Annotated in this window: 16 protein-coding genes; 8 read left to right on the forward strand and 8 right to left on the reverse strand. The window is 61.1% G+C overall.

The features are described 5' to 3' along the window. Positions 1-2 precede the first annotated feature (2 nt). The 3 genes from ltnD to MIC97_RS17210 all read right to left on the reverse strand — a co-directional run bounded on the left by ltnD (position 3) and on the right by MIC97_RS17210 (position 3,229). Entirely contained in the window at positions 3-941 is a 939-nt protein-coding gene (gene ltnD, locus MIC97_RS17200; protein WP_239801237.1) for an L-threonate dehydrogenase, read from the reverse strand. Continuing rightward, a complete protein-coding gene (gene denD / locus MIC97_RS17205) occupies positions 938-1,933 on the reverse strand; it encodes a D-erythronate dehydrogenase (protein WP_239801238.1) in 996 nt (331 codons plus the stop codon). The genes ltnD and denD overlap by 4 nt, the downstream gene beginning before the upstream one ends. A 63-nt stretch (positions 1,934-1,996) precedes the next feature. Further along, positions 1,997-3,229, reverse strand: a complete 1,233-nt coding sequence (locus tag MIC97_RS17210; protein ID WP_239801239.1) for an FAD-dependent oxidoreductase — start codon at positions 3,227-3,229, stop codon at positions 1,997-1,999. Between the two features lie 298 nt (positions 3,230-3,527). On the opposite strand from MIC97_RS17210, the gene MIC97_RS17215 reads away from it, so the two are divergent. The 8 genes from MIC97_RS17215 (at position 3,528) to MIC97_RS17250 (ending at position 10,791) form a co-directional block, all read left to right on the forward strand. Then, the gene (locus MIC97_RS17215; protein ID WP_239801240.1) at positions 3,528-4,340 is read left to right on the forward strand and encodes a creatininase family protein; all 813 of its coding nucleotides are present in this window, start codon (positions 3,528-3,530) and stop codon (positions 4,338-4,340) included. Further along, complete coding sequence (locus tag MIC97_RS17220) at positions 4,337-5,140, forward strand: ABC transporter ATP-binding protein (protein ID WP_183832311.1); 804 nt, start codon at positions 4,337-4,339, stop codon at positions 5,138-5,140. Before MIC97_RS17215 ends, MIC97_RS17220 begins: the two co-directional genes overlap by 4 nt. A 10-nt stretch (positions 5,141-5,150) precedes the next feature. Further along, complete coding sequence (locus MIC97_RS17225) at positions 5,151-5,984, forward strand: ABC transporter permease (protein ID WP_239801466.1); 834 nt, start codon at positions 5,151-5,153, stop codon at positions 5,982-5,984. A gap of 2 nt (positions 5,985-5,986) precedes the next feature. After that, complete coding sequence (locus MIC97_RS17230; protein WP_239801241.1) at positions 5,987-7,240, forward strand: amidohydrolase family protein; 1,254 nt, start codon at positions 5,987-5,989, stop codon at positions 7,238-7,240. Continuing rightward, positions 7,237-8,619, forward strand: a complete 1,383-nt coding sequence (locus MIC97_RS17235; protein WP_239801242.1) for an FAD-binding oxidoreductase — start codon at positions 7,237-7,239, stop codon at positions 8,617-8,619. Before MIC97_RS17230 ends, MIC97_RS17235 begins: the two co-directional genes overlap by 4 nt. Positions 8,620-8,648: 29 nt before the next feature. Then, on the forward strand, positions 8,649-9,659 hold the full coding sequence (locus MIC97_RS17240; RefSeq protein WP_239801243.1) for an ABC transporter substrate-binding protein: 1,011 nt from the start codon (positions 8,649-8,651) through the stop codon (positions 9,657-9,659). A 22-nt stretch (positions 9,660-9,681) separates the two neighbouring features. Next, positions 9,682-10,380, forward strand: a complete 699-nt coding sequence (locus MIC97_RS17245) for a TetR family transcriptional regulator C-terminal domain-containing protein (RefSeq protein WP_239801467.1) — start codon at positions 9,682-9,684, stop codon at positions 10,378-10,380. Positions 10,381-10,470: 90 nt separating this feature from the next. Continuing rightward, complete coding sequence (locus MIC97_RS17250) at positions 10,471-10,791, forward strand: 2Fe-2S iron-sulfur cluster-binding protein (RefSeq protein WP_183832308.1); 321 nt, start codon at positions 10,471-10,473, stop codon at positions 10,789-10,791. 383 nt (positions 10,792-11,174) lie between these two features. Here the strand turns inward: MIC97_RS17250 and MIC97_RS17255 are convergent, their stop codons facing one another. From MIC97_RS17255 to MIC97_RS17275, 5 genes are all read right to left on the reverse strand, one after another. After that, a complete protein-coding gene (locus tag MIC97_RS17255) occupies positions 11,175-11,564 on the reverse strand; it encodes a Rid family hydrolase (RefSeq protein WP_239801244.1) in 390 nt (129 codons plus the stop codon). Positions 11,565-11,773: 209 nt separating this feature from the next. Continuing rightward, complete coding sequence (locus MIC97_RS17260; protein ID WP_239801245.1) at positions 11,774-12,769, reverse strand: MDR family oxidoreductase; 996 nt, start codon at positions 12,767-12,769, stop codon at positions 11,774-11,776. Positions 12,770-12,852: 83 nt separating this feature from the next. Next, a complete protein-coding gene (locus MIC97_RS17265) occupies positions 12,853-14,499 on the reverse strand; it encodes a thiamine pyrophosphate-binding protein (RefSeq protein WP_239801246.1) in 1,647 nt (548 codons plus the stop codon). Between the two features lie 16 nt (positions 14,500-14,515). Then, positions 14,516-15,331, reverse strand: coding sequence for an enoyl-CoA hydratase/isomerase family protein (locus MIC97_RS17270; protein WP_239801247.1), 816 nt, complete (start codon positions 15,329-15,331; stop codon positions 14,516-14,518). A 122-nt stretch (positions 15,332-15,453) separates the two neighbouring features. Further along, positions 15,454-16,566, reverse strand: a complete 1,113-nt coding sequence (locus tag MIC97_RS17275; protein WP_239801248.1) for an ABC transporter substrate-binding protein — start codon at positions 16,564-16,566, stop codon at positions 15,454-15,456. Positions 16,567-16,598 lie beyond the last annotated feature (32 nt).

The following is a 16,598-nucleotide window of genomic DNA, read 5'->3' on the forward strand; positions in this document are numbered from 1 at the left end:
GTTCACTTGTCCTCGTAACGTTTCGGCGGCAGGTCGATGCCGCTTTGGGCAGCGTAGAGCTTGACCAGCGCCACATCCCCTTCGCGCCCCATGCCTGCGGCGGAAGCAGCACGGTAACGCTCAAGCGCGGCCTGAGAAACCGGCAGGTCGAGCGTCGCACCGGAAGCAGCATCGGTGACGATGCCGAGATCCTTGACGAAGATGTCGATAGCCGAATGCGGCCGGTAGTCACCATCGGCAATGTAGGGACCACGGTTCTGGAACATCCATGAGGAGCCCGCACAGGCGGGAATGACCTGCATGATCTGGTCCGCATCCAGCCCCTGCGCGATCCCAAAGGCAAAGGCTTCCGCCGTGGCCGCGATATGAATTCCGGCCAGAAGCTGGTTGACGCTTTTCATTGCCGAGCCGGGCCCGGCCTTGTCGCCCAGCCGGAATAGGGTCTCGGCCATGGCATCCAGCGCCGGCTGCGCTTTTGCGAAAGCCTCGGGCCTGCCGGATGCCATGATCGAGAGCTTGCCCTGCGCGGCGCGTGCCGAACCGCCGGAGATCGGAGCATCAAGATAGAGAATGCCCTTTTCTGCAAGCTGCTGTTCGAAAGCAATGGCTCGCTGCGGATCGATGGTGGCGCAGCTGATCACCACCGCACCCGGCTTCAGCCTTTCGGCAAGACCATTCGCGCCGAACAAGGCCTCGTGTGTCTGTGCGTCATTGACCACGACGAGGATCGCACCGTCCGCTTCGCCTGCGGCGTCCGCCAGCGTGCGGTCAAGCCCTGCCTCGGTGCGGAAGCGTGCCTGCGTTTCTGCATTCAGGTCGAAGCCATCCACGCAAAGGCCGGCGCGCAGCAGCGAACGGCCCATGCCGTAGCCCATTGCACCAAGGCCTATCAGGAGAAAATTTCTTCCGCTGACGGTGGTGTGCTGCACTGCTGTGCTCACGATGCGTGCTCCACAGCCGGTGCATAGTCCTCAAGATAGGCGCGCACGATGGCTTCGAACGACTCGTCCGCCTCGAAGCCGAGGCTGAGCGCCTGACTGGCATCGAATGCCTGCGGCCATGTGGAGATGATCGCCTCGATGGCCGGGTCTTTCTCGTGGCGGATGAGGGCCACTGCGGCCTCACCGGCGGTGTTACGCAGCGCCTCGATCTCATCGGCCACCGTTGCCGAAACACCCGGCATCGTCATGTTACGGCGCGCGGCAAGCAACCCGCTGCTGACCGCCGCGGCATGAGCCATGAAGCCAATTGCGGCGCGCGGGCTGGCGAACCAGTGGCGCACGGAGGTGTCGACCGGCAAGGTTGCAGGCAGACCCGCCAGCGGCTCGCGCAGGATACCGGAGAAGAAGCCTGAAGCTGCCGCATTCGGCTTGCCGGGGCGAATGCAGATGGTCGGCAGGCGGATGCCGATACCATCGAGAAAACCGCGCCGGCTGTAGTCGGCCAGAAGCAGTTCGCCGATGGCCTTCTGGGTGCCGTAGCTGGAGCGCGGGGTGATGATGTAGTCGTCGCCGATGACATCCGGCAGCGGCGAGCCGAACACGGCAAGCGAGGAGGTGAAGACCACGCGCGGGCAATAGCCATCCGCCTCATGCGCCTTGCGGATCGCCTCGAACAGATGGCGGGTGCCATCCAGATTGATGCGATAGCCTTTCTCGAAATCCCGCTCCGCCTCGCCCGATACGATGGCTGCCAGATGGAAGATCACGTCGGGACGGGAAGCGATGAGATGCGTCGCCGTTTCCGGCAACGAAATATCGCCCGTCTCGATCGTCACACCAATCTCTTCAGCTGCAGGCATATTGGCAGGAACGATGTCGAACAGCGTCATCCGCCCGACCTTGCGGCCGCCGATTTGGCCATCCTTCATAAGGCGCTTTGCGAGCCCGTCGCCGAGCATGCCGGCCGCGCCGATGATAAGGCAGTGAAGCATTTTCACAGAACTCCGAATGAGGTTTCCGCGACTGGCACGGCAGCCGCGGAATATGTGTAAGGCTCAGCCTGCCCTGGCGGGGCTGGCCATTTGCTTGAGGCGTTGGGGGCCTTCCGCGATATCCGTTGCCGTGGGGCTGATGCCGGCTGCAAGAAGCCGGCGCGCGATCATATGATCTGCCGGCCGGTTGATGGAATCGACGGCGACCAGTTTTTGACCGCAGAAATGATAGACGGAAAAGGCGTTGGCTTCAGGATCGCCCGATACGATGCAACTGTCCGCACCGGCTGACAGCCCGGCGGTTTGAAGCTTCATGTCGCCCTGATCGGACCAGAACCATGCAACTTCGGCATAGGGACGTGCGCGCCCGGTGAGGACCAGCGCGACATGCCGCGCATGGTCGGTTGCGTTCTGCACCGATTCCAGACGAACCCGCGTTCCCAGCTGATGGTGATCGAAGCTGACGCAATCGCCGATGGCGTGGATGTTCGCTGCGGAGCTGCGCAGGTTCGGATCGACGACGATGCCGTTGGCGATTTCAAGTCCCGCCTCGGCGGCCAGTTCCACATTGGGCACCGCGCCAATCCCCATCACGACCATGTCTGCATCGAAACGACGGCCGTCTGCGGTGGAAACGGCGGCAACGCGCCCGTTTTCGCCATGGATGGCGGCAAGCTGCACGCCGGTGATCAGGTCAATGCCGACAGATCGGCTGCGCTGCTCGACATGGGCGGAAACGACCGGCGCGACCGAACGGGCAAGCACCCGCGGCGCAGCCTCGATGAGCGTGACAGACTTGCCGAGACCGATGCAGCTATGCGCCATTTCCATGCCGATGAAACCGCCGCCGACAATCACCACACTCTCGACCCGGGACATCGCCGCACGAATGCGGCGGGCGTCTTCCATGGTGCGCAGCGTGACGACGCCATCGAGATCCATGCCGGGAAGCCCGGGCATCCTCGCCCGCGCACCCGTTGCCAGAACGAGGTCAGAGAACTCCAGCTCACGCCCGCCAGCCAGAACCAGCCGCTTCCCACCCGCGTCGATCCGTTCGGCACGCATGCCGAGTTCCAGCTCTACGGCATTGTCGCGATAGACGGCCTCCGTGCGCAGCACCAGCCCTTCCGCATCGGGGGTCTTCAGGTAGGATTTTGACAGGGGCGGACGGTGATACGGCAGGTCCTTTTCATCGCTCACCAGCACGATCTCGCCGGAATATCCTTCCTGACGCAGGCTGACCGCGGCCTGCGAGCCGCCATGCCCGGCGCCCACGATGATGCATCTTTCAACCATCGACATCCTCCACTGACGGCCCACCGCACGAACTGCGCGCTTCGCTCCCTCGAAGGGCCGCGGGACATTTGGTTGCATATTCCCGGGAGAATTTAAACAATTAGTTTGACCGATCGATCAGATCGTTTAGTAGTATCGCTCAGGATGCAGTTCCGGCCTCTTGGGAGCAGGGAGAAAGCCAGCTGCGTCAGGGATGGAGAACAGCTTTGGTGGCGACGTGGAGGCGCGCCGGCATCTGAAGCTGCTCCGCGCTTTCTCGTAGCGAAGCTGCGCGGAGCATGAGGGAGGAATTCTGATTTTGAAAAGATATTGGTCGGATTACACGAGCGAGGAATTTTCCCGGCTCGATCGTGGCGATATCGTCGCGGTTCTGCCCGTTGGCGCGACGGAGCAACATGGGCCGCATCTGCCTTTGTCAGTGGATTCCGCGATCGTCAGCGGCATGGTGGCAGCCATTGTGGAGCGGCTGCCGGAAACGAGCCGGACGCTTTTTCTGCCCACGCAGCCGGTCGGCAAAAGCAATGAGCACGCTCGGTATCCCGGCACGCTGACCTTCTCCGCCCAGACGCTTATTTCAATGTGGTGCGAGATCGGTGCCTGCGTTGCCGCCAGCGGCGTTCGCAAGATGGTGCTGCTCAACAGCCATGGCGGGCAGATCAGCATAATGGATATCGTTGCGCGCGAGCTGCGCCAGCGCCATGGCATGATGGTCTTTTCAGTCAACTGGTTCGGGCATGGCCTGCCGGATGGTCTCTATGACGAGCATGAAACGCTGCATGGCATTCATGCCGGCGACATGGAGACGTCGGTGATGCTTGCCATGCACCCCGATCTGGTGGTGATGGACAAGGCGCAGAATTTTTCGGCTCTCACCGAAACCTTCGAAAACGAATATCGTCACATCGCGCTGTCGGGCGCGAAGCCCGGCTGGCAGATGCATGACATCAACCCCTTCGGAGCTGCCGGCAACGCCGCCGCCGCGACGACCGAAAAAGGTCGCCAGACCATCGATTATGCAGCCGACCGTCTCATCGAAGTGCTCGCCGAGGTGGAGCGCGCGCCTTTGACCTGGCTCGACAACAACCCGGCCTGGGGTGAGGACACGCAATGAGCGCAGCAGCTACGACAGGTTCGCAGCCACTGATCGAAATCAGGAACGTCTACAAGCAATATGGTACGGGAGTGGTGGCTGTCCGCGACATGTCGCTCTCCATCGAGGACGGGCAGTTCGTCAGCTTCCTTGGGCCGTCGGGCTGTGGCAAGAGCACCGCCCTGCGCATGATTGCAGGCCTGTCGGAAGTGTCCGCCGGCTCGATCACCGTGAATGGCCATGCGCCGGGCAGCGGCACCGGCCCGCAGGATGTCGCCTTCGTGTTTCAGGAGCCGACACTCATGCCGTGGGCATCCGTGTTCGACAATGTATACCTGCCACTGCGGCTTGGCGGCATGTCACGTGCACAGGCAACGCCGCGCGTCGAGGAAGTTCTGGCGCAGGTGGGCCTGAGCAAGTTTGCGAAAGCCTATCCGCGCGAGCTTTCGGGCGGCATGAAGATGCGTGTCTCGATTGCGCGCGCCATCGTCACCAAGCCCCGTCTGCTGCTGATGGACGAGCCCTTCGCAGCGCTCGACGAAATGACCCGCTTCAAGCTCAACAACGACGTTCTGCGCCTGTGGCAGGAACATGGGCTGACCGTGATCTTCGTGACCCACAGCGTTTATGAGTCGGTCTATCTGTCCAACCGCGTCGTGGTGATGGCTGCCCGACCGGGGCGCGTCGTCGCCGATATCGCTATTCCGGGAAGCTATCCCCGTGCGGATAATTTCCGCACCACCCGCGAATATACCGAAAGCTGTGAAATCGTTTCCGACGCGCTCAATCAGACGCTCGGAAATGACGACATCAACCATTGAGGCCCTCGCCATGACAACCGAGACGCCAGTACTCAATTCCGAACAGAACCGCCGCGCCCGCATCGAGCGCCGCCAGGCGGTCATCATGCCGACGATGGCGATCGTGATCGCCCTTCTCGTGTGGGAAGGGCTGGTCCGCTACTATGAGGTTCCTCACTACGTCATCCCCGCACCATCGCTGATCGCGCAAACGCTGGTGAAGGACTGGTCTTCGCTGATGAGCTCGATGATGTTCACGGTGAAGCTGACCATGCTTTCGCTTGCCTGCGCCATTGCCGGCGGCGTTCTGCTGGGCATGATCTTCGCCCTCTCGCGCACCGTGGAGATGAGCTTTTTCCCCTTCGCGGTGATCCTTCAGGTCACGCCGGTGGTGGCGATTGCGCCGCTGATCCTCATCTATGTGCGCGACACCTTCACCGCGCTGCTCATCTGCGCGTGGATCGTGGCCTTCTTCCCGATCCTGTCGAACACGGTGATCGGCCTGCGCAGCGCCGACCACAATCTGCGCGATCTGTTCAAGCTCTATCGGGCGACTCCGCTGCAGCGCCTGCGCTTCCTGCTGGCGCCCAGCGCCCTGCCCTACTTCATGGCGGCGCTGAAGATCGCCGGCGGTCTGGCGCTGATCGGGGCCGTGGTGGCCGAGTTCGTCGCGGGAACCGCCGGCCAGAACACGGGTCTCGCCTCGCGTATTCTGGAATCCAGCTTCCGCAACGAGATTCCGCGCATGTTTGCGGCCCTGTTCCTCGTTTCGGTTCTCGGCATCGTCATCTTCCTCGCCACGAGCTGGCTGTCGCGCCTCGTGCTTGGACGCTGGCACGAAAGCGAAATCCGCCGGGAGACCTGAGCGTGACCAACCGGCACGACATTCCACACACAGCCGCGCCGGACGGGACTTTGCGCCTGTCAGGGGTTGGCGTGGCCGGGCTTTCCGGGCGCCACGATATAGTGGTGCAAAATGGCTTTGTCGCCGGTGTCGTTCCCGCGAACCCCGACGATGCCGGGAAGGCTTGCGGCGGCTTCGTGACGCCACTGCTGGCCGATGTGCATGTGCATCTCGACAAGACCCACACCATCCAAAGGATCAAAGCCGGAAATCCGGCTCCGATTCAGTCCCTGTTCGATGCCATCGCCCTGATGGAGGAGGACAGGCCGAACTGGACGGCCGCCGATATCCGTGCGCGGGCAGGCCGCGCGCTGGAAGCTGCCTTCGCGCATGGCGTCGGCGCCGTGCGCAGCCATGTCGACTGGGTGACGCCGGACGTGCCGGCGGCATGGCCCGTGCTTTGCGAGCTGCGCGAAGAATGGAAAGGCCGTGTCGATCTGCAACCGGCAGCTCTCGTTCTGGGAGATATCGTGCCGGAAGCCGGAAGCGCCATCGCCGCGCGCGTGGCGGCCGACGGGGGCGTGTTCGGTGCCTTCTTCTACCGCAACCCGGATCTGGCGAGCAGGGTTGAAACCATGTTCAGCCTTGCCGCGCGCCATGATCTCACCCTCGATTTTCATGTCGATGAAGGACTGGAGCCGGAAGCCGACGGGCTGTCGCTCATCATCGATGCCGCGTCGCGTTTCGGCATGGCCGGACGGGTGCTGTGCGGCCATGCCTGCTCCCTGTCGCTGCGTGCGCCGGACGAGCTGGAGCGAATACTGGCGGCAGGCGCGTGCGCTGGCGTGGGGCTCGTGGTTCTGCCAACCACGAACCTTTACCTGCAGGATCGCGGCACCGGCCGCACGCCACGCCTGCGCGGCCTTGCCCCACTGAAGGAGGCGCGCGCGGCGGGCATGGAGGTGATGATCGCCTCCGACAATGTCGGCGACGCCTTCTATCCGTACGGAGATTACGACCCGCTTTCCGTTCTGAGACTGGCGGTGCCATCCGCGCATCTGGAAGCGGATTCGTGGCTGGACAGCATAACCTCACTGCCCGCGCGCTGGTGCGCAAGCAATGCCTCGGGGCCCATCGAAAAGGGCATGCAGGCCGACTTCATCTGGCATGGCGCAACCGATATGGGCGACCTCATCAGCCGTCCCCGGAGCGAACGCATCGTCTATCGCAGCGGTACGCCACTGCTGGCAGCAAACAACGATTGGAGAAACGCATGAACGTCGCGACCAAGCCCGTGCGCGCCTATGACTGGGCCGCTTTCCGCAGCGAGATCGATGGCATCCGTGTCTACGACGATCCGAAGCAGGTTGAACTGCGTTCGCGCGATTATTTCTGGTACAGCCCCATCCTCAGCGAAGATATCGGCCATTTCGTAGGTGACCTCGTCGTCATCCCGGCCGATGAGGATCAGGTGCGCCGTGTGGCGGCAGCGGCCGCGAAACTGCGCATCCCGATCACCATTCGCGGTGGCGGAACCGGCAATTACGGCCAGTGCGTGCCGTTGGAAGGCGGCATCATTCTCGACATGACCAAGATCGACAAGGTGCTTTCGATCGAGCCGGGCCGCGTGCGCGTGCAGGCCGGCGCGCGCATTTCGCGACTGGACGATGCCGTGCGCGAAACGGGACAGGAGCTTCTCATGTATCCGTCGACGCGGCGCATCGCCACCATCGGCGGCTTCTTCACCGGCGGCTCGGGCGGCATCGGCTCGCTGCGCCACGGCATGCTGCGCGACGATGGCAACATCTATTCGGTGAAGGTCATGACGGTGGAGCCGGAGCCGAAGATCATCGAACTGCATGGCCATGACATCCAGAAGGTGCAGCATGCTTACGGCACCAACGGCATCGTCATGGAGCTGGAGATCGGCCTGACGAAAGCGACCGACTGGATTCACACCGCAGCCCTCTTCGAGAGCTACGACGCCACGCTGCGTTTCTGCCTGAAGGCGCTGGACGACAAGCTGGACTGCTATCTGCTGACCACGGTGGATCGCCGCTTCTCGCGCTTCTACACCAAGTTCGGAGATCTGTTCCCCGCCGACCGCGATGCGGTGTTCGCGATGATCGCACCCGAAGAGCAGGCCCGCTTTGCCGAACTGGTGGCGTCGTTCGGCGGCTGTGTTTCTTTCGGCATGACACAGGACGCGCTTCACGCAAAGGGAATGCAGCCCGCTTACGAATGCGGCTGGAACCACACCACCCTGCAGGCGCTGAAGGCCGAGGAAGGCTGGACCTATCTTCAGGTCGCCTATCCGCGCCCCTTCGACCCGGATGTGGTGCTGCGTCAGATGGAGCGCTATGGCGACGACCAGTACATGCATCATGAGATGGCGCGGCTGGAAGGCGAAATACAGATCTTCGGCCTGCCCCTGGTTCGTTACAAGGATCGCGACGATACCTACCGCGTCATCCGGGAGCTTGAGGAGAAGGACGGCTGCGACATCTACGATCCGCACGCCTTCACGATCGAAGATGGCGGGATGAAACAGATCGACACCATGCAGATCGAATTCAAGAAGCAGGCCGATCCCTTTGGCCTGCTCAATCCCGGCAAGACCCGTGGCTGGACGGCCGACATGGCCGCCGCAGACTGAACCGAAGAACCAATGGGAGTACAGTTCTGATGAAAAACATGCTCAAAGTAGCGATGACCGCCGCAACACTTGTGGTGTCCACGCAATTTGCTCTGGCGCTGGACAAGGTTACACTCGGCACCAACTGGCTGGCTCAGGCCGGCCATGGCGGCTTCTATCAGGCGGTGGCCGATGGCACTTATGAGAAGCATGGCCTCGACGTCACCATCGAAATGGGTGGCCCGCAGGTCAACAACCGCCCGATGCTGGCCGCCGGCCGGCTGGATTTCCTGCTGACGGGAAATCTGCTCTTGTCCTTCCACAACACGGCCAACGATATTCCGACAACCGTCATTGCTTCCTTCTACCAGAAGGACCCACAGGCGCTGATGGCGCATGAAGGCGCCTACAAGGACTTTCAGGATCTGACCAATGCACCTTCGGTGCTGATGGCAAAGGACACCCAGTACGGTTTCTGGCGCTGGCTGGTCAACGATTTCGGATTCAAGGACGAGCAGATCCGGCCCTATGGCTACAGCCTCGCCCAGTTCCTGAGCGACCCCAAGATGGTTCAGCAGGCCTATGCCACCGCCGAGCCGCTCTATGCACAGAAGGAAGGCGCGAAGGTCACCACCTATCTGCTGGCCGACTACGGCTACAGCACCTACGCCAACACCATCGAAACGCGCCTCGATCTGGTCCAGAACAATCCGGATCTCGTTCAGCGCTTCGTGGATGCGAGCATCATTGGCTGGAACAATTTCCTCTATGGCGACCGCAGCAAGGCCTATGAGCTGATCCTTAAAGACAATCCCGACATGAGCACCGAGACGCTGGATAGCGAGATCGAGATGCTGAAGAAGCTGGAGATGATCGACAGCGGCGATACGCTGGAAAAGGGCATCGGCGCGATCTCACTTGACCGCGTGAAGCAGTTTTACGACCTTGCAGTCAAATCTGGTATTGTCGAGGATGGTAAGGTCGATATTTCAAAGGTTGCGACTGACGCCTTTGTCAACAAGGGCGTCGGGCTCGACGTGAAGAAGCAGCTCACCCCATAAACAGAGAACGGAAAATGGAGTGATGGGCGGCCTTTCTGCCCATCACCTTCGTGCACAGGCAATGACGCAGCAAAAGGCTGAAAATCCGGAACCGCAGGTGTCGAGCCCCAGGGACAAGGTCCTTGAGCGCCGGCGCATGATCCTTGCCGCCATCCGCGATGCGGCGATAGATGAGTTTGCCAGCAAGGGACTCATCGGGGCTTCCACGCAAGCTATTGCCCAGCGTGCCGGGCTGACCAAACCGCAGCTGCACTACTACATCTCCAGCAAAGAGGAGCTGTATGAGGACATACTGGTTTATATCCTCGACGAGTGGCAGGAGCTGTTTCTCAGCGCCTCCACCGGCGACACGCCTGCAGATGTCATCCGGGCCTATGTGCATAAAAAGCTCGAATATGGACGCAGACACCCCAAAGCCTCGCGCCTCTTTACCACCGAGATAGCGAATGGCGCGCCGGTACTGGGCCGCCACTGGGCACCTTATCAGGCTTCAACGAAAGAGGCGGTCAAGCTGATACAGTCCTGGGTCGATCAGGGACTGGTCAGAGCGGTCGATCCGCTGCTGTTCCAGATGCACATCTGGGCCGTTACCCAGCATTATGCGGATTTTGAAGTTCAGGTTCGCAACATGATGCATCTGGGTGATGGCGAGGAGCCTGACTACGAGCAGGTCGAGAAAGAGGTCGCCTCCCTTTTCCTGCGCGCGCTGGGGCTCGAATAGCGCTTCAGCTTCCCACCAGTCAGCACAAACAGGCAGCGACAGCATAAACCGTCGCGACCGCATCAGACAGCATCCGAGAGACCAACAGCCATGGCACGCATCATCTATGTGACCCACGACGACCAGCGCTTCGAGCTGGATGCGGAAAACGGGTCCACCGTCATGGAAGCAGCCGTTCGGGCCGGCATTCCCGGCATCGAGGCAGAATGTGGGGGCGCTTGCGCCTGCGCAACCTGCCACGTGTACATTGAGCCGGAATTCATGGAAGCGGTCGGGGAAGCCGATGGCATGGAAACCGACATGCTCGACTTCGCCTGGGAACCATCGGCCAATTCGCGGCTTTCCTGCCAGCTTAGGGTGACCGACGCACTCGATGGGCTGGTCGTGAGGATTCCGGAGCGTCAGGGATAGAACTCCAGTCTGCCGGCTGCTTCCTTCCGGACACTTAAATCGCGCAGGATTGGCAAAAACCTCAGCTAACGGGCCTGATGTTGCGAGTAGGCATGCACTTCCCGACGGTTGCGGAAGCACTTTTCTCAGCCTTGCCGAATAAGCCACACCTTGCCGTATCCGGCGGCATGGATCCGGCCTCCCTTGGCCGGGGCCAGATGACAACGGAACAAAAAATGCATGCTACCAGCCATCCCCGGTCATCAGGGACCTGAACACATGTTTTTCCTTTGAATTCAAGACCATCCGCATCAGCTGATACGCTTGGCGACACGCACAGCGGCCCTCTTTCATCAGGCAGACAACCGCTGCTGCGTGTTCAGCATGCGTGGGAAGATTATGATCTATGCGGACTTTGCGGCGATCACCTCCACCTCGACTACAAATTCCGGTCTGGAAAAGCCGCCGACGATCAGCAAGGTGGAAGCGGGCCAGGGTTCAGGAAAAAGAGCATTGCGCACCTCCATGTAGGGCGCCATGTGCTCACGGTCTGTCACATAAGCGTTGATGCGCACGACATCCGACAGATCCATCCCGCTTTCCGCCAGCAAGGCACGGACATTGGCAAAGCAGATTTCGGCCTGAGCACCGGCACCTTCAGGAACCGTTCCGTCCGCCCTTGCGCCCAACTGACCGGAACAGACAAGCAATTGCGAACCGGCAGGCACCAGCATCGCATGGCTATAGTTTGACAATGGATCAGGCAGTGTCGGCGAGCTTATCGGTCTGGCCATCGAATAATGTTCCTCCGTTGATGACGTAGCGGGGCGTCCAGATCTTCGGACAAATAAAGTGGCACCCCGATAACGAGGCTATCGCATAATAAAGCGAGCAGCGCCTCTTCAGCCATGCCCTTGTTAACCGTTGTTTTTTCGCCTGCTGCTGGCCCGCCACCGGGTAGCTTTCTACACAAACCGCAGCAGGCACCGTGCCCGCCAGACCTCTAGGCGATTTCGATCACCACACGGCCGCGAACCCTGCCGGCGACAATTTCTTCCGCGAGGACCGGCAAATCGCGCATGGGCGCGACGCATGTCATGGAAGCCAGCTTCTCCGCTTCGAGACTCCCGGAAAGCAGATCCCATGCACGCTGGCGCTTGTCCGGTGGAGCCATGACGGAATCGATGCCCAGCAGGGCTACGCCCCGCAAAATATGCGGCAATACAGTTGCGGGCAGATCGGAACCACCCGCGAGGCCACAGGCCGCGACTGCGCCACCATAGCTCGTCTGGGCCAGCACGTTGGCCAGCATTGTCGAGCCGACACTGTCGACTGCTCCGCTCCAGCGTTCGGCTTGCAACGGCCGGGAAACAGCCGAAAATTCGCTCCGGTCGATACATTCGGCGGCACCAAGCGAGCGCAGATAATCGTGCTCGCCTGCCCGTCCGGTCGACGCCACCACCCGATAGCCACGGGCAGAGAGAAGGCTGATCGCCATGGAGCCAACACCGCCCGCCGCGCCAGTCACCAGCACGTCACCCCGGGCCTTGATGAGATTGCCCCAATCCTCCAATGCCAGAACGGCGAGTGCTGCCGTATAACCTGCAGTCCCGATCGCCATCGCCTGTTCGGCGCTGAACGTTGACGGCAGCGGTGTCAGCCATTCCGGTTTCAGCCGCTGGAACCGGGTAAATGCACCCGATTCAGTCTCTGACAGGCCCCAGCCATTTACGATCACCTTGTCGCCGGCTTTCCATTCGGGCGATTGGGACTCAACCACCACCCCTGCCAGATCGATGCCCGCGATCAACGGCGTTCGCCGCGCAATGCGGCCCTTGCCGGAAATCGCCAGCCCGTCTTTGTAGTTGAGGCTGGAGTGGCTGATCTCCACAAGAACCGGATGATCCGGCAAATCGGCCAACGTGATCTCCCGCAGCCTCCCGTTAGGGCGGCCCGCTTCGTCCTGATCGATGATCATCGCAGCAAAGGATTCGGTCATTGGATACTCCCATGATTGGTGACTGGAACAACGTTCACAATGCGGTGGACAGGCCCCTGCCCTGATGCGACACGCAGGGACCATCAGCCCCAGGCTATGCGTTCCGGATCTATCCTGAGGTCGATGAGCAGCGGGCCGTCACGTGCGGCAATTGCCTGTACTGCAGCGTCAAGATCGCTTTCGTTCCGGACGGTTACGCCACGCACCCCAAGAGCTTCGGCAACAGGCGCAAAATCGGGCCAGTCGAACATCGACTGACGCGGATCGAGCGACCGGTTTCGAAACTGAACATGTTCGGCCCCATAGCTCCCGTCGCTGCACACCACGATGATCATGTCGAGCCGGTTGCGGGCGACCGTGTTGAGCTCCGTCAGCCCTCCCATCATGAACCCACCATCGCCGGAGATGAGCACTGTCGGGCGCTCATGTGCGGCAGCCGCAGCGCCGATAGCGCACGGCAGGCCGGCACCTATGGCGCCGAAGCTCATCGTATGCGCATAGGCACGCGGATCCGGAATACGAAGGACCCGAAGAGCCTCGCCCACAAAACGCCCGAGGTCGGTGACAATGGTTCTCTGCACTGGCAAAACCGCATCAATGCGCCGCAGTGCCTCATGCAGCTCTACGGTGCCGGCTTTGGGTTCGCCCGCCCAGTCGGGAAAGCGGGGCTCTGGTTTGTAACCGGCGATCGCCTGCGCCATGCCGGGCGAACTGTAGCCTGATCCGGGTATCCCGGCTTCATCGAGCAGCCCGATCATCCGCTCCGCCGTCAACGCGGCGTCACCAACGACGGCGATGGTCGGCTTCCATCTGCTTCCCAGGCTTTTGGTATCCAGATCGACCTGAACGACGCGCTTACCCTGAAGGAAGCTGCCATGGGAGCCGGTGAACATGTTGAGGCTCGCGCCGAATGCCACGACGCAGTCACTCTCCAGGATGATGTCTGTCGCGACCGGCGTGCTCAGAGTGCCGAAGACGCCCAGAGCAAAGGGCTCTCCACCAAACAATCCGCTGGCCCGCAGCGTCGTGGATAGCGGCGCGTCAATCCTGCTGGCCAGCCGTAACAATGCATCGCGCGCATCAACCGCGCCGCGGCCGGCCAGTATCACGGGGCGCTTTGCGGCTGCAATGATGCCCAGCGCATCGTCGAGATCATTGCTGTCGGGGACGAGGGCGCGACGATCCGGGATCCGTAGGATATGTTTGCGGTAAACTGTAGTCTCCCACTGAAGATCGACCGGCATGTTGAAGACAATGGGGCGCTGCTCGATGGCGGCTCGCCGGAAAGCATTGGCAATGTCGTCGAGGGTGGTTGCAGCCGTGCGCATCTGTTCGAAGCCCGCCCCGGTCGCCAGGATTATTTCACGCTGGTCTATCTTTTGCAGATGTTCGGGCGCATCGGCAGGGGTATCCCCACACAGCACCACCATGGGCACGCGGCTTCTGACGGCTTCCACGAGTGCGGTGACAGCATTGGTCAGGCCGGGACCATGCGTGATCGTAGTGGCCGCGATCTGGTTCGAGACCTGCGCGAAGCCTTGCGCCATCAGCACCGCGCCCGCCTCGTGGGCGGCCGCAACGAAGCGACCGCCCTGCTCGCGAACAAAACTGTCGACCATGAACAGATTGGCATCTCCGATCAGGCCAAACAGGGTTCGTACGCCATGATCGGCAAGGGATCGGGCAAGTGCCCGATGTACCTGGAGGGATGTCGATGTCCCGATGTTCATGATCATATGTCCGGGTTCAGTTTCGCGGCGCCGCAAACTTCTCGTCACGCCATTTGAAAGCGGCCTTGAGGCCATGCTCGGCGGCAATGTTGTCGAAGTCGCGCTTTTCCTGGGAGTCCGACGTGAGGACCAAGGTGAAGATTTCCGCGCCGTAGTCGACAGTCGACTGGAAACCCCGGATGTCATACTGACGGTTCAGGCTCTGCTTGTTCAGATGCATCGCCGGCGGCGGGATCATGCTGAGCTTGCGGGCAAGCTCGCGCGCACTTCCAGCCAGCTCATCCGTCGGCACCACGCGATTGACGAGACCGATGCGATGGGCCTCCATCGCGTCGATACGGTCACCGGTCAGCAGCAGTTCCTTGGTCTTCTTCATGCCGAGAACCCAAGGCATGATCGGAAATGGAGGGGCCGACTGGAACTGGATTTCGGGCTCGCCGAACTGCGCGTCCTCGGCTGCAATGGTAATATCGCAGACCATGGACAGCTCGCACGCGCCACCCAGGCAATAGCCATGGACGGCGGCTATGTAGGGCAGCCGCGAACGCCAGATGCGAAACCACGTATCGTTCTCACGCTTCACGCCTGCGCGCCAGTCCTGAACCGTTGGTGGTTCGCCGCCGGTCCCGGTGATGTCGAAGCCGGCCGAAAAGCACTTACCCTCACCGTTGATGATGACCGCGCGAATGGTTTCGTCTGCTTCCAGATCATCCATGGCATGCTGCATCTCAAGCTGCAGTTCCTTGCTCAATGCATTCATCTTCTGCGGCCGGCTGAGGGTGAGCGTGGCGAGCCAGTCTTCCTTCTTCAGCTTGATATTCTGATAGTCCATCTCTTGTCCTTTCCTGACTTCATGGGCATGATTTCGGGCTCGGCGGCGCACGGGCGCCACCGTCCAGAACACCGTTCCGAACGACAGAGGCCCTCAGCCGGGCCACGCAGCTGGAAGTATTTTCAGCCGGGGAAGTCGCAGGCTTTGGCCTGGGCTTCGATTGCCGCCTTGTCGAAGTTGTTGATTCTTTCCCGGAATGCATCGTCGCCGGCTACGAGCTGCGCAGGTTCAACCTTCGACGTCAGGACGCCTGCATCAAAGAGGAAGTCCTGATAGATACCGAAAGCCGGGACACTGGCGCCCGCCACCTGTCCGTTCCCGTTAAGCTCTGCAGCCGCAGCCTGTTCACTTAGAATGACGGAAATCAGCGAAAGGTCATTGGCCGCAGCCTGATCCTCGTCCATCCCAGTCGGCTTGGTATCCGGATAATGCTTCCATTGAAGTTTTCGTGCGCAGTCGGGGTTGGCAGCTGCGAACACCATGGCTTTGGCCATGCCGCGCGCTATGCCCTCAACCATCGCAGGATCTTTCTCGACAACGCTTTTGCCGGCCGAGAACGTGAAGTCCGGAAATCCCTTCCAGGCAGGGTCGCTCAAGGTCTCGAGCTCCAGACCGGCGTTCCGGAAGCCGACGGTAGCCGTGCCCCAATACATCAGCGCATCCACCTGGCCGTTGTTGAAAGCCGAGATCGCCTGCGCGCCGACACCAGTCGAGATCAGCGTGACATCGTTCTCAGGGTCCAGGCCGTTCGTCTTCAAAAAGGAATTGAGCAAGGGGATGCCGCCACTCGAAAGGCTGACAACTCCGATTGACTTGCCCTTGAGGTCAGCAACGGTCTTGATCGGGCCATCCCTGGCAACCGACAGTCCCCAGCCGATAGTGCCAGTGGTAATGATGGCCTGTATCGGCAACTTCTGCTCGGTGTTGGCCTGAATGATGGCGCTTGCATTCATTTCGGCAAAGTCGAGGTTGTTTATCGCCAGTTGCTGAGCAGCTTCGGCCGAGCCACTGACGGGAAACACTTCGACGTCATAGCCCTCCTCCTTCCAGTAGCCGAGGGGACCGGGCAGGAGCACGTAGTAGTAGGTCAGATTGAGGAAATTTGATCCACCCACACCGATCCTGACCTTTTGAAGGTCCTGCGCCTGTGCGCCGCACGCGCCGGCAAGCATCGCCACAGACGCAGCACCTGCCAGCAGGAATGTGCGGAATATACCATTCGTTTTTGCAGTCATGACATTTCCCCTTTGCTTTGTTGTTATTGTCG

Source organism: Aquamicrobium sp. NLF2-7, from assembly GCF_022359935.1.
Taxonomy (GTDB): domain Bacteria; phylum Pseudomonadota; class Alphaproteobacteria; order Rhizobiales; family Rhizobiaceae; genus Mesorhizobium; species Mesorhizobium lusatiense.

What these genes read in the sequence shown, in the direction of transcription:
- denD (WP_239801238.1), bottom strand. Translation starts at nt 1,933, where the DNA reads ATGCTTCACTGCCTTATCATCGGCGCGGCCGGCATGCTCGGCGACGGG.
- MIC97_RS17210 (WP_239801239.1), bottom strand. Translation starts at nt 3,229, where the DNA reads ATGGTTGAAAGATGCATCATCGTGGGCGCCGGGCATGGCGGCTCGCAG.
- MIC97_RS17220 (WP_183832311.1), top strand. Translation starts at nt 4,337, where the DNA reads ATGAGCGCAGCAGCTACGACAGGTTCGCAGCCACTGATCGAAATCAGG.
- MIC97_RS17225 (WP_239801466.1), top strand. Translation starts at nt 5,151, where the DNA reads ATGACAACCGAGACGCCAGTACTCAATTCCGAACAGAACCGCCGCGCC.
- MIC97_RS17235 (WP_239801242.1), top strand. Translation starts at nt 7,237, where the DNA reads ATGAACGTCGCGACCAAGCCCGTGCGCGCCTATGACTGGGCCGCTTTC.
- MIC97_RS17240 (WP_239801243.1), top strand. Translation starts at nt 8,649, where the DNA reads ATGAAAAACATGCTCAAAGTAGCGATGACCGCCGCAACACTTGTGGTG.
- MIC97_RS17245 (WP_239801467.1), top strand. Translation starts at nt 9,682, where the DNA reads ATGGGCGGCCTTTCTGCCCATCACCTTCGTGCACAGGCAATGACGCAG.
- MIC97_RS17250 (WP_183832308.1), top strand. Translation starts at nt 10,471, where the DNA reads ATGGCACGCATCATCTATGTGACCCACGACGACCAGCGCTTCGAGCTG.
- MIC97_RS17255 (WP_239801244.1), bottom strand. Translation starts at nt 11,564, where the DNA reads ATGGCCAGACCGATAAGCTCGCCGACACTGCCTGATCCATTGTCAAAC.
- MIC97_RS17260 (WP_239801245.1), bottom strand. Translation starts at nt 12,769, where the DNA reads ATGACCGAATCCTTTGCTGCGATGATCATCGATCAGGACGAAGCGGGC.
- MIC97_RS17265 (WP_239801246.1), bottom strand. Translation starts at nt 14,499, where the DNA reads ATGAACATCGGGACATCGACATCCCTCCAGGTACATCGGGCACTTGCC.
- MIC97_RS17270 (WP_239801247.1), bottom strand. Translation starts at nt 15,331, where the DNA reads ATGGACTATCAGAATATCAAGCTGAAGAAGGAAGACTGGCTCGCCACG.
- MIC97_RS17275 (WP_239801248.1), bottom strand. Translation starts at nt 16,566, where the DNA reads ATGACTGCAAAAACGAATGGTATATTCCGCACATTCCTGCTGGCAGGT.